This window comes from Sphingomonas jejuensis, assembly GCF_011927695.1.
In the GTDB taxonomy this organism is placed as follows: domain Bacteria; phylum Pseudomonadota; class Alphaproteobacteria; order Sphingomonadales; family Sphingomonadaceae; genus Sphingomonas_K; species Sphingomonas_K jejuensis.
Genome location: NZ_JAATJE010000001.1, coordinates 1,183,663 through 1,197,781 on the forward strand (window position 1 = coordinate 1,183,663; position 14,119 = coordinate 1,197,781).

The following is a 14,119-nucleotide window of genomic DNA, read 5'->3' on the forward strand; positions in this document are numbered from 1 at the left end:
CGCCCGTCGGGCAAAAAGCAAAGCGTCCGACGGAGGCGCCACGGGTGTGAACGATTTTGAAGGGGACTTGCATCCATGCATCCGTTATGAGCGGCGCATGTTTGCGTTCACTGGGGGAAAGATCCTGATGATCCCGTCTCGCCTTGTTCTGGCCTTGTCGTTGTTGCCGATTTCCGCCGCGGCCCTTGCCCAGAGCACCCCTGCCCCCCAGCCCGCCGGTTCGCCTGCCCCGCAATATCCCGCCTACCGCATCAATCCCGGCGACCAGCTGGAAGTCTATGTCTGGGGCGAAGAGCGGCTGTCGCGCGAGATCCGCGTGCTGCCGGACGGCACTTTCTCCTTCCCGCTGGTCGGCCGCGTGCAGGCCGCCGGGCAGCTGCCGGCTGACATCGAGCGGCAGATCTCCGTCGGCCTGACCGAGCAGTATCGCGGACAGGTGCCGCAGGTGACCGTGTCGGTGACGGCGCCTGCCGGCTTCCAGGTGTCGGTGGCGGGCAAGGTCCGCACGCCCGGATCGATCCAGCCCGGCCGTTACATCAACGTGCTGGAGGCCGTGATCCAGGCCGGCGGCCCGACCGAATTCGCCGACACCAGCAACGTGACCATCCTGCGCAAGCAGGGCGCGGGGATCGAGCGTATCCGCGTGCGCCTGTCCGATGCGCTGCGCGGATCGCCCAATGATCGCGACCGCGAGGGCGGCCTGCCCCAGCTGCTGTCCGGCGATACGGTGGTGGTCCCTTGATGCGCCTGCTTCCGCACCGCGCCGCCGTCGCGGTGGCGTCCGTCGCCGCCCTGACGGTCCCCACCGCGCTTGCGACCGCGCAGGTGGTGCGCAGCTCCGTCGACCTGAGCGCAGGTGCCGGATATGCGACCAACCCGTTCCTGATCAGCGGCGATGACACGGACAGCGCGCTGGTGGAGGTCTCGGTGCGCCCGGAGCTGCGCATCGAGGAGGAAAGCAGCGCGACGACGATCGCCGCATATGCGCGGCATCAGCAATATTTCGAGCGGTTCGACGGCAACACGGATTTCGGCGCGTCGGCGGACCACCGGACGCAGCTGAGCCCGCGCACCGCCATTCGTGCCGGCCTCGTTTTCGACAGCTCGATCCTGGGCGGATCCGATTTCGTAACCCCGACCTTCACGCCGCCCGTGGCGCCGGGCACGACCGTGCCGGGCACCGGTGGTGCGGTCGTCCCTGGATCAGGCGTGACGCCGGGGACAGGTGTGGGCGTCGTGCCGGGCACGGGAACCGGCGTCACGCCGGGCACGGCTCCTGGCACGCCGATCGTCGATCCGGTGCTTGGCGACATCGGCCTGATCGGGTCGCGGTCTCGTCGAACAACGTTTGGCGGTTCGCTTGGCGCCGACTTCACACTCGGGCCCCGTGACACGTTGAACGTCGGCGTGAGTGCGCAGCGATCGACGTACGGCAACCAGATTTTTGGTGCCGACTTCAGCCAGTATGTCGCAAACGCCGGATATTCTCGCCAGATCAACGAAGGTCTGTCGGTCGGCGCGCAGGGCATCATCAGCATCGTCGACTACGACGAAGCGCCTGACGTCACCGTTTATCAGCCGCAGCTGACCTTCACGCAGCGGCTGTCGTCTGCCTGGACCCTGACCGGAAGCGTCGGCGTTGCATTCGTGGACAACAAGGGCGGGTTCGGATTGCCGTCCGATCAATCCACCAGCATCACCGGAAGCCTGTCGGCCTGTCGGCAGCAGGTGCGGAGCACGCTTTGCCTGAGCGGTCTGCGGAACACCTCCCCGTCGGGTCTTGGCGACGTGCGCACGGTGACATCGCTGAACGCGAGCTACAACTATCAGCTTGGCGAACGCGACGGCCTCACCTTGAACGCCGGCTACTCACGCGCCGACGGCGGCAGTCTGGCGGCAGCCAACCAGCTGGTCGGCGATCAGGACTTTCTCTCCGCGTCGGCGAGCTGGTCCCGGCAGGTTGCCGAGCGGCTGCGCGTGAACGCGACCGTCGGTTACCGCGACATCTTCGCCGATGATTTCGACCGCGACGCCGATATCAGCGGCCTGATCGGCATCGGCTATCTTCTGGGTGACCGTCGATGAGCAGCAACGCACAGCGCCTGGAGCGTGAGGACAGCCTGTCCGACAGCTTCCTGGCACATCTCCCCGTGATCTTCTGGCAGCGCCGGTGGTTCATCATCGTGCCGGCGGTGCTGCTGTCGATCGCCGGCATCGCCGCGGCGTTCCTGCTGCCGACGACCTACCAGTCACGCGCCGTGCTTCTGGTGGAATCGCAGGAGCTGCCGAAGGAGATCGTCGGGACGCCGGTCACCGACGTGATCGATCAGCGCATCGCGCGCATGCGGCAGCAGATCCTGAGCCGCCCCGACCTGATCGAGCTGATCCAGACCAACGACCTCTACGCCGACAAGCGGCAGAGCGAGCCCCTGTCCCGCGTGATCGAGGACATGCGGGAATCGACCAGCATCGACGCGATCAACGCCGATATCGAGCAGGGGCAGAACGGGTCCAACACGATCGCCTTCTCGCTCGCCTTCAACTATCCGGAAGCCGCCAAGGCGCAGCTTGTTGCGCAGTCTTTCGTCGAGCGCTTCCTGGAGCTCGATTCCGCACAAAGCGAGGAGCAGACCGCCAACACCGTGTCGTTCCTGACCGAGCAGGCCGAGCAGGTCGGCACGCAGCTGCGCGACGTCGAAGGGCAGATCGAGCGGATCAAGGCCGAAAACGGGCTGGCGCTTGTGTCCGGCGGCTTCACCGGCCTTGCCGGTGGCGGCGGCGGATATGAGGCGCAGATCGCCGCGCTGCAGCGCGAAAACAGCGTCTTGACGGCGCAGCTGAGCCAGCAGGCGACCGCCGATACCCGTGACCCGGTGGTCGTCAGCGCGGAAGCGGCGCTGGCGTCGGCGCGGGCTGTCTACTCGGACAATCATCCGGACGTTCGCCTTGCCGAACAGCGCCTTGCCGAGGCGCGATCCTTCGCACGGTCGAATTCGTCGAAGCAGAGCGCGCCGGCGGGCGCCGCCATCCGGGCGCAGATCTCTGGCAACAATGCCGTGATCGCGCAGCTGCAGGCGGCCCGCGCCGCCGACACCGCGCGTGCGGGTGCGGCCATGTCCGCCCAGTCGCAGGCGCCGCTCGTGATGGAGCGGGTCAACCAGCTCCAGGCGCGTGCGGACGGGCTGCGCAGCAACTACGAGCGCATCTCGCAGCAGCTGATGAGCGCGCAGGCGGCAGCGCAGATGTCGAGCGAGCAGCGCGGCGAACGGCTGTCGGTGATCGACCCGCCGGTGGTGCCGGACCGCCCTGCCTCCCCCAACCGCCTGATGCTGATCGCCGGCGGTATCCTGGGCGGGATCGGGCTTGGCCTCGCGCTGGCGCTCGCGGTAGAGCTGCTGCTGCAGCCGATCCGCGGCGTCGCGTCGCTCAACAAGCTGCTCGGCGTGCCGCCGATGGTGGTGGTGCCGACGATGCGTCCCGGTGAGAGCCGGCGGGCACGCATCCTTAACCGTTTCAAGTCTCTGGCGTTCTGGCGTCGGCGACGGACTGCGCGCGCAGCCTGAGCGGCGTTTTCCCGCAGAGTATCATTCGGGGGTTTGTTCGTGTTCGAGACCAACATCATCCGGCCGCAGAGCCTGACGTCGATCCTTCCGGAGCCTGGCCAGGCGCTGGCGGGCACGATCGGCACGAAGGCGCTTCCGGAAGAGAATATCTTCGGCTTCAACAGCCGGGATCAGCGGTCGCGTCCGTTCAACCTGCTGCGATCGCAGCTCCTCAAGACCGCGCGTAGCCGCGGATGGCGCCTGATCGGCGTTACCTCGGCAACGCCGCGGGTCGGCAAGTCGTTCATCGCGTCCAATCTGGCGGCGGCGCTTGCCCGGACGCCGGAGCTGCACACCTATCTCCTCGACCTGGACCTTCGCCGTTCCACCATCGCCAAGAATTTCGGCCTTCAGGGCGATCGTGGAATCGCGGACTTTCTCGACGGAGAGATCGAGGACCTGCGCGGCATCTCGTGGAACGTCGAGGCAGGCGCCCTGACGATCGTGCCGAGCTTCTCCAACGACGTCGCATCGGCCGAGGTGCTGGCGGGCCCGCGCATGGACGCGCTGATCGCCGCGATGCGCGCGCTGCCCGAAGGCATGCTCTGCATCCTCGACCTTCCCCCCGTTTTCGCGAACGACGATGCCGTCATCATCGCGCAGAAGATCGACGCCTACATCCTGGTCGTCCAGGAGGGCGCCACGACGGTCAAGCAGGTGCGCGACTCGTTCAACCTGCTGCAGCCGGCACCGTGCCTGGGTACCGTCCTCAACCACTATAATGGCGGGCTGATGGGCGACGATTACGGCTATGGCTACGGCCAGAGCGGCAAGTACGCGGAATATTACAAGTAGGATCGCACCGGCGGAGTCTCCGTCGCTGCCCTGACCGCTCGCTTCCCGGCGGCCCGCGAAAGGGCGAGCCGCAACAGCCCAAGCGCCAGAAAGTTCCATTTTGTCGCACCGCAGCAACGGTGCGCCGACGGCGCGGGCGCTTTTAACAATTTGTTAACCATGTTGAGCCACCAGCCACTAACTAGCTCGACACACGAAATTTCCACCCAAAAACGCGATGTTGCTGCCCGACCCGCCCGCTCCCTGCCGGAGTGGGCGACGCTTGAGCCGTGGATCGCAAGGACCTATCATGACCGAAGCAAAGACGACGACCATCGCCGCCGACAAGCGTCGGGGCAACCGGGCCCTGCTGGCTGGATCAGCGGCGTTCCTGGTGATTGGAGCCATGACCGCCCATGCCGCATCGAGTGCAACGAGCGTGAGCAAGAAGCGCACCGTATCGAGCCTGATGTCGGCGGCGCTTGCCTCCATCATGGTCAACAAGACCCCGATCGCCGCTCCGGCGCCGACGCCTGCCCCCGCGCCGGCTCCTGTCGCGTCCAGCGGCGATGCGGCCTTCAAGGTCGGTATCAACCTGACGGGCGTCGACTATTTCAACAACGACCGGCCGTTCATGAACCTGCTCTATGGCGGCCACTGGCAGCTGAACCGCGCTGGTGGAAGCTACCGCGACATGCCGGCGGAACATCTCGATGCGAATGGCTGGGTGAAGTCTCTTCCCGCAGGCGGCGAGGCTGTCCGCCTCCTGAGCCAACCGGCAGTGCCGGTGGGCGGCGCTGATTTCATCTGCCGCTATGAGGGTTCTGGCACATTCAACATCAACGGCGTTCAGAACGTCGTGCGAGGACCGAATCAGGTCCGCTTCCGGGTGAATACGCGGTTCCCGAACCGGGAGAACATCGCGATCTACTACGAGAATGTTTCCGGATCGGACTACATCCGCAACATCGATTGCCGCGAGGTCTCCGCTGCCCGCAATCAGACCTTCTCGCCCGACTATGTGAGTTCGCTGCGGGGCTTCAAGGTCCTGCGCTTTATGGACTGGCAGGCAACCAACGGCAATTCCATTCGCACCTGGGCAAACCGCAGCCGTCCCGGCGGCAGCGACGTCCTGAAGAACGATGCCGTGCCCGTCGAGTATATGGTCGAGCTGACGAAGCTCGTTGGTGCCGATCCGTGGTTCAACATCGGCTGGAACTCCGATGATGACTATATCCGTCGTTTCGCCGAGTATGTGCGCGACAACGTCCCGTCGGACCGCAAGATCTACGTCGAGACCAGCAACGAGGTCTGGAACCCGATCATGCCGGTTTCTCCGCAAGCCGAGCAGGAAGGTCTCGCGCGTGGACTCTCGACCAACCCGTTCGAGGCGAAGCTGAAGCGTTACTCGCAGCGGTCGGCCGAAGTGATGCGGATCTGGACCGAAGTGTTCGCCGGGCAGCAGCAGCGCTTGGTCCGGCTCGTCGCCACCCAGCATGCGAATCCCTGGACCACTGAGGTCGTCCTTGGCTTCGGAGACACGAAGAACTGGATCGATGGCGTCGCCACCGCTCCCTATTTCGGCTACTCGGTCAATAACGATGATCGTCGGGGCGATCTCACCGCCATGTTTGCCGCCCTTCGCTCCGAGATTACCCCGGTCATCACGACGGCTCTGCAGCACAAGCGTCTGGCGACGTCTTACGGCAAGCGCTACATGACGTATGAAGCCGGCCATCACATCCTCATGCGAAACGATGTTCCGTTGCTCATACAGATGAACCGGGACGAGCGGATGGCCGACATCTACCGTCAGTACATGTCGCAGTGGCAGGCCCAGGTCGGGGATGTGCTGGCGATGTTCTCCCACAACAGCCCGACCACCGAGTGGGGATCGTGGGGCCTGACCGAGTATCGCGGCCAGCCCTTGTCCGAAGCGCCCAAGGCACGCGCTGTTCGGGAATTCTTGAACTAAGGCCTTTGATTGACGGTGACCGCTGGTAGGAGACGAGACATGCGCTCGCTCCCGCCAGTCGGCATCGTCATCATCGGCCGTAACGAGGGTGAGCGCCTCGTCCGCTGCCTCGCCTCGGCAGGTGGCGCACACGCCATCGTCTATGTCGACAGCGGCTCCACCGACGGCAGCGTGGCGGCGGCGCGGGAGGCCGGCGCAGAGGTGGTCGAGCTTGACGTGTCGGTGCCGTTCACCGCGGCACGGGCCCGCAATGCCGGGCTTGCGCGGCTGCTGGAGATCGCGCCGGACGCGCGCTTCGTCCAGATGGTGGATGGCGACTGCGAACTGGCGCGCGACTGGATCGGCGTCGGATCGGCCGCGCTGGAAGACGACGGGACGCTTGCCGCGGTATTCGGCCGGCGGCGGGAACGGCATCCGGACGCCAGCCTCTACAACGCGATGTGCGACGAGGAATGGGACGTGCCGGTGGGCCCCGTGCGCGCCTGTGGCGGCGACGCGCTGTTCCGCATCGCCGCGTTGCAGGAGGCGGGCGGCTACGACCCGACGCTGATCGCGGGCGAGGAGCCTGATCTCTGCTGGCGGATGGGCGCGCGTGGCTGGGCGATCAGGCGCCTGCCTGCCGAAATGACGCTGCATGACGCGGCCATGACCCGTTTCAGCCAGGCGCACCGCCGGTCAAAGCGCGCGGGGCACGCCTTCGCCGAGCTTGTCTGGCGCCACGGGTCGGTCGCAGATCCGTCCTGGCGCCGTGCGGTCAAGAGCACGCTTCTGTGGGGAATAGGTCTTCCGGGGATCGCCGTGGCTGGTGCGCTGGGTGCGTTCGCGTGGCTGCCGGCGCTGATCCTTCCGATCGGCGTGGCCGGCCTGTTCGGCGTTCAATGGCTGCGGATCGCGTCGGCGAAGCGCCGGGCCGGCTTCGGCGCGCGTTATGCGCAAGGGGCGGCCGGGGTGCTGCTTGCCACCAAGATCTCCCAGGCGGCAGGGCTGCTCCGCTTCCATCTGAACCGCCTGCGCGGGCGCCGCGGCGGGCTGATCGAATACAAGGCTTCCGGCTGATGGGCGCTCTGTTCGACCAAATCCGGGAGGATTACCGGGCGCACGGCCGCGACTGGACACGGCCCGGATTTCGGGCGGTGGCCACCCACCGGTTCGGCGTGTGGCGCATGGACGTCCGCAGCAAGTGGCTGCGCGCGCCGCTGAGCCTCGCCTATCGCTGGGCCTTCCGGCATTGCCGCAACGTCTATGGCATTGAGCTTCCCTACACGGTCCGGCTCGGGCGGCGCGTGATCGTGGAGCATCAGGGCGGGATCGTGGTTCACGGAGCCACCGTCATCGGTGACGACTGCATCATTCGCCAGAACTGCACGCTGGGCATCCGGTCGCTCGATGCGCTCGATGCCGCGCCGATCCTTGGCCGACGCGTCAATGTCGGTGCGGGCGCTGCAATCCTGGGCCGGATCGAGATCGGCGACGACGCGGCCATCGGCGCCAATGCGGTGGTGCTCTCAGACGTGCCGGCAGGCGCGCTTGCCGCCGGCGTCCCTGCCCGCCTGCTCCGCTAGACGACGGTCGCCGCCTCGCCGGGCTGACGTTCGGCGCCGGCGTCGCCTGCCACGGTCTCGTCCCCCCGGTGCGCGCGCGGCAGGCCGTAGCGCCTGAACATGAGCAACAGCGCGGCGCCGCCGACGATCCCGAGGATGAGGAGCGCCGCGACCGGACCGAGCGCTGCCCAACTGACCTGCGCCAGACCGTAGAAGACTGCCGACAGGACGATGAAGGCGAGGAGCGGGATCGCCTCTCCGCGAAGTCGCGTGAAGTGGAAGCCGCGGGCAAGGACCACATAGGCGAAATAGACGATGATCTGGGTGACGACGTAGATCTGGATGTAACGCATTGCATCGGCTTCGCGGCCGTAGATCAGGATGCCGATCAACGACAGGAAGATGGCCAAGCGGGAGACCTCACCCAGCGCGTCGAACATCTGCCGGCGGCTGACGATGAAGGGCTGTCGCAACGCCGCCTCGCTGAGATTGAAGAAGATCGCCACGGCCATCAGCGGCGAGAAGGTGGCGGCCAAGGCGAAGTCGGCAGGGTAGACCCAGCTGAAGAAGGGTCCCGACGCCGCAACGACGCCCGCGCACAGGATCGCGGCATAGGTCATCGCGATCATCCGTGGGCGCAGCGCATCGACATGGTCGAGCCGGTCGCCGTCGTGGAGGATCCTCTGGATCGCCGGCATGAAGACCTGGAAGGCCCAGCGCTGACCAAGCGCCAGCGGGATCATCGCCAGCGTCTGCGCGATGGTGTAGACGCCGAACAGACTGGCACCGAAGAACAGCGGAAAGACGATCTTGTCGACCTGCGCGCCCATGAACGAGAACATGGACGCGACCTGGAACCAGCGCATGAAGCGGAGCTGTTCCGACATGAAGCCGCGCTGCATGAAGATGCGCGGGCGATAGCTGTCGCCCCAGTAGCTCAGGATGACATAGGCGATGCCGCCGATGAGGCCGCCCCACACGATCGCCCACGGACTTGGATAATAGAGGCCAACCGCAATGATCCCGATCGCGCTGAGCACCTGGCGCGCGACCTCGAGGTTCATCAGAAGTTCAGGGCGCCCTTTCCGGACCTCAAGGATCGGTCGAAGGCTCGCCAACCCGTTCAGCAACAGGCTGAGGCTGCCCGCGCCGAGCAGGAAAGTGAGCTCCGGCTCCCCATAGATCCAGGCGATCAGCGGGCCGAGCGCGAAGGACAAGGCGGTGATGACGACGCCGCGGCCGAACTGAAGAGTCCAGAAGCTGTCCAGTTCGGCGCGCGGGATATCCCCCTTGCGACCGACCATGCCGACATACATCGCGGTATCGAACAGGTTCTGCAGCCCCACCATGACCGTGGTGGTAATCGCAACGAGGCCGAAAGCTTCCGGGTAGAGGACGTAGGACAGCGCCACGTTGCTGACGAGGCGCAGCACATAGGACGCGAGCGTGACGAGGAAGACGGCCATGTCCGCCTCCCCCAACAAGCGTCGAAGGCCGCTCAATCGGCTTGTGGTCGCGGTCATTTGTTTTCCTGCCAGAGCGGCGGCGAGAGGCGGTGGCGGGTCCAGGCCGTATCGCTCCGACGCGCATCGGTCGCCTGCGGCCAGCCGTGACGCAGCCGGTCCCGCCCCGCAAGGGGAAGGCCCGTTGCCTCGCGCCGATCTATAAGATGGCGCAGCCGCCAGAGAAGATGGCCGAAGAGCCACGCGACGGTCGCGCTTGCCGCAGCGGCCTTGCCCTGGGTCAGCGCGAAGAACCGGCGCTGCGATGCATACCAATAGGGTGGGTTGCGGCGCGCCACCTCGTTGGTAACCCCGGTGGAGGCGCCGCCGAGATGCATCACCCGGCTGCGTGGGTCGTGCAGGATGGTCCACCCCTTCGCACGCATCCGCCACATCAATTCGATTTCTTCGAAATAGAGGAAGAAGCCGTCGTCGAAGATGCCGGCGTCGCGGAGCGCGTCGGAGCGGAGCAGCACGCAAGCTCCGGTCGCCCAGTCGCATTCCACGAGATCGTCGGCCGGAGGCATGCCGCCGCCGGATGTGCCGAGCAGCTTGTCGACCAACCCGGTGCGGGCGCCGCGCACCAGCTCCCGCCGCGGGGTTGGAAAGCGGAAGTGGCTGCCCGCGCGCGAGCCGTCCGGATCGATGATCTGGCTGCCGACCGCGGCGGCGCGGGGTTGGGTGCGCATGTGGGGGATCAGTCGGGCGATCGCGCCGGGCTCTATCACTGCGTCAGGGTTCAGAAGATAGATGAACTCGGGAGGTTCGGGAGCCTGGAGAAGCGCCAGGATCGCCTGGTTGTTCGCCCAGCCATAGCCGCCGTTGATCGGAAGCGGCATCGCCTCTGCCCAGCCGGAGAACGCGGGATCAGCAAGGCCATCCGCGATCCGGTCGGCCGAGCCGTCGCCAGAGCCGCCGTCGACGAGGACGAGCGACAGGTTCGGGAGCAACTCGCGCTCAGCGATCAGGGCGCGGGCGCAATCCAGCGCAAGATCGGGGGTCCGATAGTTGACGGTGACGACGGCAATCCTTGCGAAGTCAGGGGTCATGCCAGTTCCCCGAACGGCTGGGGCCTCGACCCGCGCCCAAGAACCCAGTCATACACTTGGGCGACCTGCGCGGCCTTTGCGGGCCAGCTGAAGCAATCGAGCGCATGATCGCGGGCTGCTGTCGCCCGCGCGGCCATGCCGGGACGGTCGGCGGCGATCGCGATCAGCGCGGCCCGCACGGCAGCGACGATCTCATCGCGGGACCCGATCGGAACCTTGTAGCCGGTGCGATCGTCGACAAGCTCGCCAGGGCCGGCATAATCGCAGACCAGCGGTGCAAGACCAAGGGCCATTGCCTCCAGCACCGCTCCGCCACCGAATTCCCGGACGCTGGGAAAGCCGAACAGGTCGCACCTGCCCGCAACGGCCGGAACGTCGCCATGCGCGACCCAGCCGTGGAAGCGGACTGCCGCGGCCACGCCCTGTGCATCGACCAGCGCCGCCAGATCCGCCATCATCGGGCCATCGCCGACCACGTCGATGGTCGCGCGTCCGTCCTTCAGCAGCGGCAAGGCGGCCTCGATCAACATGTCGCATCCCTTGTAGGGAACGAGGCGGCCGATGAAGGCGATGCGGAGACGATCGGACGGCGCACGCGGGATCTGCGTGCCGAACCGTGCCGGATCAAGACCGTTTTCCGGCATGTAGATGCGCTTCGGGTGGAAGCGCGCCGGAACCTCGCCGGCGGTGTGACGCGACCCGCACAATATGGCTGCCGCGTTCGCCAGGGTGGCACGCCGTCCCGGCATGAGCTTGTAGAGGCCGCGGACATAGGACAGCCACTCACGCTCGCGCCGCCGCTCCGCATCGAACCCGGCCGGCCACGGTACGCCGCCATTGAGGGGGCCGAGCACGAAGGGAACGCGGGCCTTTCGGCAACGCCGGGCGATGCTGCTGGGCGTCGTCGGGGTCAGCGGCGTGACGCGGTGGACGATGTCGAACCGTCCCGCGCGGATGTCGCGGCCGAAACGCGCCCACACCGCCCGCTCGAACAAGGGATAGGCGACCGCCGACAGGGCAGTGAGCATGGTCCACCCCTTGCCGGCACCGCCGCGCAGCCGCTCGGCCAGCTTCCACATGGGCGCTGCCAGACGCTCGTTGTCAATCGCGGTGAAATCGCGGCCCTCGACCAGGCCTGCGCGCAGGAACGCGTCACGGTTGCGCACCTGGGTGACGATGTGGACGTCCGCGACCTGACGCAGGGCGCTTGCAAGGGACCAGCCGACCAGCGGCACGCTGACCCACTCGGGATTAGCGGCCTCGGCAATCACCAGCACGCGCGGGCGGATCGTCACGGGGCGATCACCGCCATCAGCTTGGCCGCCTCGCCGCGGGTGCTGAAGTGCGCCTCGGCATGCGCCCGCGCAGCGGCGCCTATCGTGCGTCGCAAGTCGGTATCGCGGGCCAGCGCCGCCATGCGGTCGGCAAGCGCGGCCACGTCCTTTTGCGGGGTGAGGAAGCCGGTGCGGCCGTCGTCGATCATCTCTCCGGTGCCACCGATCAGCGAGCAGATCACGGGCAGGCCCGCGCCCATGGCCTCCATGACCGACACCGGCGCGGCCTCGCCCAGGCCGTGGCTCGGCAGCACGAACGCGTCGGCGGCGAGAAGGTGATCGACCACCTGATCGGCGGATCGAGTGCCATGCAGCGTCACGCGGCCGACCAGGCCGAGGTCGGCGATGTCACGTTCGATCTCGTCGCGCATGTGGCCCTGCCCGACGATGTCGTAGCGGATGTCGAGGCCCGCCTGCACGAGACGCGCGATCGCCTCGAGCGCAAAGCGGTGACCCTTGAAAGGATCGAGCCGCGCCACAGTCAGGAGCCGCAGCGTTCCCCCGGCGCTCCAGACGCGGTCCTGCCAGCCGGTGAACTTGTCCAGGTCGGCGCCCATGCGGATCATGGAAAGGGGGGTGCCCACGTCGCCGACGCGTTCGCGCACCTGATCGATTAGCGCATGGGTCACGCACGTCACCGCCTCAGCATGACGAAACTTGAAGGCATGGCCGTCGCCGTAAACGTCCAGATCGCCGTGGAGCGTCAGGCTGTAGCGGGGCCCACCCAGCAGGCGGGAGAAGGCGAGCACGTAGCCGACGTCGGCACAGCTGTGCCCGTGGACATGGCGCAGGCCGCGCCTGCCGGCCCGGCGCGCGAGGACGGCGCCGATCACGGCAAGAGCTGTCAGCCGTGCAATCGTCCGTGGCGATCCCCCCTGCCCCTTGTCGGCCGCGGCGCGGCGCGCGAGCAGGACCAGCCTTGGCAGGGACGGCAGGATCGCCGCCAGTTCGGCCGGCCGCGGCGGCATCAGATAGTCGGTCCGCGCCACCGCCTCGTCCGCAAAGGCGTGCGGGCAGGAGGCGGTCGGGCGCCGGGTCGACAGGATCGCCAGCGGCAGGCCGGCTTCCTCGATCGCACGGAGTTCCCGCCAGAAGAAGATGTGCGTCTGGGTCGGAAACTCGGGCACCAGATAGCCGACAACGGGCTTGGTCATGACAGCGCCGCCCTCCCCACCGTGTGCGGGATCTTGGCAGGACGCGGCCGCAGCAGGCGCAGCAGCGGCTTTTCGACAAGCAGATAGGCCATGATGCCGACGAGGGTGCCTGCGACGAGGATGCCGATATAGGCCGCCCATCCCGGCAGCATCGTGAACAGGCCGAGCTTCGCGGCGATCAGCGCCAGGTAGGTCTGCATGGTCACATGGGTGAGGTAGATGGAGTAGCTGGCATCCCCCACCAGCGACAGCCCGGGAAAGCTCATGCGCAGCCCGTTTGCTTCCGCCCGCGCCGCGCCGAATATGGCGAGCGCGAACGCCGCCGCATAGCCGGCGTGAAGGAGCATGCCGCCGACGCCTCCCGCTTCCAGCGCGATCATCACGCCCAGAAGGACGGGCGATGCCGCAAGCGCGGCAAGGCCGGCGGATGCCGACAGTCGCCGGAATGCACCATAAGCCGCCAGACCGAAGAAGAAGTTCATGTTGTAGCTGCCGATCAACGTGCCGGCGAGGCTGTGCGGAGTCGGCTCCAGAGCCGACCAGAGGATGGTCACTCCCCATATGGCAAACAACGCGATCCCGAGCCGTCGATTGATGATCAGCGCGGCAAAGGCCGTGTAGAAGACGATTTCGTGAAACAGCGTCCACGCCACGCCGATCGCGGGATCGACATCGCCGAACCGGACCAGGGTCAGCGTGGACAGGAAGTCGCCGCCCGTCGCGATCGAGGCAAGGAGCGTCCCGGACCCGGCCGCGCTGATCGCCAGGACCACGGCGGTGTAGAGCCAGTAGGCGGGATAGATGCGGCTTGCCCGCTTCCAGGCGTATCGTCCGAGCCGATCGGGTCGGCCAATATCGCGCCGATGTGCGAGCAGGATGATGAAGCCCGACAGAACGAAGAAGAAATCGACGCCGCGGTACCCCCACCAGGTAACCGATGCGAAGACGGGCACACCGGCGAAGCGATCGGTGCCGATCGTGATCGAGAGATGAAAGGCAGCGACCAGCATGGCGGCGATCCCGCGCGCGGCCTGGATGCTATGGAGTTCTCCTTGACCGCCCGTGGCGGCCGGAGCCGGTACGCTCGCCAAACAACTTCCCCCGGAAGGCGCGATCGCCCTTAGCGGCAGCGGATTTACCCGGCAATCATTGCTTTGGGATAAACGTCAGAATAGGCGCCAAGCCGAC

The 14,119-nt window shown here is 66.8% G+C and carries 12 protein-coding genes; 7 read left to right on the forward strand and 5 right to left on the reverse strand.

Annotated features, from left to right (window positions below; genetic code table 11):
• Positions 1–127 precede the first annotated feature (127 nt).
• From GGR88_RS05985 to GGR88_RS06015, 7 genes are all read left to right on the forward strand, one after another.
• Positions 128–742 (forward strand): polysaccharide biosynthesis/export family protein, encoded by a 615-nt coding sequence (locus tag GGR88_RS05985; RefSeq protein WP_167953666.1) that lies wholly within the window; start codon positions 128–130, stop codon positions 740–742.
• Complete coding sequence (locus GGR88_RS15045; RefSeq protein WP_209023195.1) at positions 742–2,085, forward strand: TonB-dependent receptor; 1,344 nt, start codon at positions 742–744, stop codon at positions 2,083–2,085. Before GGR88_RS05985 ends, GGR88_RS15045 begins: the two co-directional genes overlap by 1 nt.
• The gene (locus GGR88_RS05995; RefSeq protein ID WP_167953667.1) at positions 2,082–3,563 is read left to right on the forward strand and encodes a GumC family protein; all 1,482 of its coding nucleotides are present in this window, start codon (positions 2,082–2,084) and stop codon (positions 3,561–3,563) included. The genes GGR88_RS15045 and GGR88_RS05995 overlap by 4 nt, the downstream gene beginning before the upstream one ends.
• A gap of 39 nt (positions 3,564–3,602) precedes the next feature.
• Positions 3,603–4,397: a CpsD/CapB family tyrosine-protein kinase gene (locus GGR88_RS06000; protein ID WP_342449730.1), complete on the forward strand. Its 795-nt coding sequence runs from the start codon at positions 3,603–3,605 to the stop codon at positions 4,395–4,397.
• Between the two features lie 289 nt (positions 4,398–4,686).
• Entirely contained in the window at positions 4,687–6,351 is a 1,665-nt protein-coding gene (locus GGR88_RS06005; RefSeq protein WP_167953668.1) for a hypothetical protein, read from the forward strand.
• Between the two features lie 39 nt (positions 6,352–6,390).
• Positions 6,391–7,407: a glycosyltransferase family 2 protein gene (locus tag GGR88_RS06010; protein ID WP_167953669.1), complete on the forward strand. Its 1,017-nt coding sequence runs from the start codon at positions 6,391–6,393 to the stop codon at positions 7,405–7,407.
• Positions 7,407–7,913, forward strand: a complete 507-nt coding sequence (locus GGR88_RS06015) for a serine O-acetyltransferase (RefSeq protein ID WP_167953670.1) — start codon at positions 7,407–7,409, stop codon at positions 7,911–7,913. Before GGR88_RS06010 ends, GGR88_RS06015 begins: the two co-directional genes overlap by 1 nt.
• Here GGR88_RS06015 and GGR88_RS06020 read toward each other — a convergent pair.
• From GGR88_RS06020 to GGR88_RS06040, 5 genes are read right to left on the reverse strand one after another with little or no spacing between them, the layout of a single operon-like run.
• Positions 7,910–9,358 carry an oligosaccharide flippase family protein gene (locus tag GGR88_RS06020; RefSeq protein ID WP_167953671.1) on the reverse strand — a complete coding sequence of 483 codons (1,449 nt, stop codon included), beginning with the start codon at positions 9,356–9,358 and terminating at the stop codon, positions 7,910–7,912. The two genes, GGR88_RS06015 and GGR88_RS06020, sit on opposite strands and share 4 nt — an antisense overlap.
• 53 nt (positions 9,359–9,411) lie before the next feature.
• Positions 9,412–10,443: a glycosyltransferase gene (locus GGR88_RS06025; RefSeq protein WP_167953672.1), complete on the reverse strand. Its 1,032-nt coding sequence runs from the start codon at positions 10,441–10,443 to the stop codon at positions 9,412–9,414.
• On the reverse strand, positions 10,440–11,738 hold the full coding sequence (locus GGR88_RS06030) for a glycosyltransferase (protein ID WP_167953673.1): 1,299 nt from the start codon (positions 11,736–11,738) through the stop codon (positions 10,440–10,442). Before GGR88_RS06030 ends, GGR88_RS06025 begins: the two co-directional genes overlap by 4 nt.
• Positions 11,735–12,931 carry an exopolysaccharide biosynthesis GT4 family glycosyltransferase EpsE gene (gene epsE / locus GGR88_RS06035; RefSeq protein ID WP_167953674.1) on the reverse strand — a complete coding sequence of 399 codons (1,197 nt, stop codon included), beginning with the start codon at positions 12,929–12,931 and terminating at the stop codon, positions 11,735–11,737. Before epsE ends, GGR88_RS06030 begins: the two co-directional genes overlap by 4 nt.
• Complete coding sequence (locus GGR88_RS06040) at positions 12,928–14,022, reverse strand: acyltransferase family protein (RefSeq protein WP_280742256.1); 1,095 nt, start codon at positions 14,020–14,022, stop codon at positions 12,928–12,930. The genes epsE and GGR88_RS06040 overlap by 4 nt, the downstream gene beginning before the upstream one ends.
• Between the last annotated feature and the right edge of the window lie 97 nt (positions 14,023–14,119).

What these genes read in the sequence shown, in the direction of transcription:
- GGR88_RS06005 (WP_167953668.1), top strand. Translation starts at nt 4,687, where the DNA reads ATGACCGAAGCAAAGACGACGACCATCGCCGCCGACAAGCGTCGGGGC.
- GGR88_RS15045 (WP_209023195.1), top strand. Translation starts at nt 742, where the DNA reads ATGCGCCTGCTTCCGCACCGCGCCGCCGTCGCGGTGGCGTCCGTCGCC.
- GGR88_RS05995 (WP_167953667.1), top strand. Translation starts at nt 2,082, where the DNA reads ATGAGCAGCAACGCACAGCGCCTGGAGCGTGAGGACAGCCTGTCCGAC.
- GGR88_RS06010 (WP_167953669.1), top strand. Translation starts at nt 6,391, where the DNA reads ATGCGCTCGCTCCCGCCAGTCGGCATCGTCATCATCGGCCGTAACGAG.
- epsE (WP_167953674.1), bottom strand. Translation starts at nt 12,931, where the DNA reads ATGACCAAGCCCGTTGTCGGCTATCTGGTGCCCGAGTTTCCGACCCAG.
- GGR88_RS06015 (WP_167953670.1), top strand. Translation starts at nt 7,407, where the DNA reads ATGGGCGCTCTGTTCGACCAAATCCGGGAGGATTACCGGGCGCACGGC.
- GGR88_RS06025 (WP_167953672.1), bottom strand. Translation starts at nt 10,443, where the DNA reads ATGACCCCTGACTTCGCAAGGATTGCCGTCGTCACCGTCAACTATCGG.
- GGR88_RS05985 (WP_167953666.1), top strand. Translation starts at nt 128, where the DNA reads ATGATCCCGTCTCGCCTTGTTCTGGCCTTGTCGTTGTTGCCGATTTCC.
- GGR88_RS06020 (WP_167953671.1), bottom strand. Translation starts at nt 9,358, where the DNA reads ATGGCCGTCTTCCTCGTCACGCTCGCGTCCTATGTGCTGCGCCTCGTC.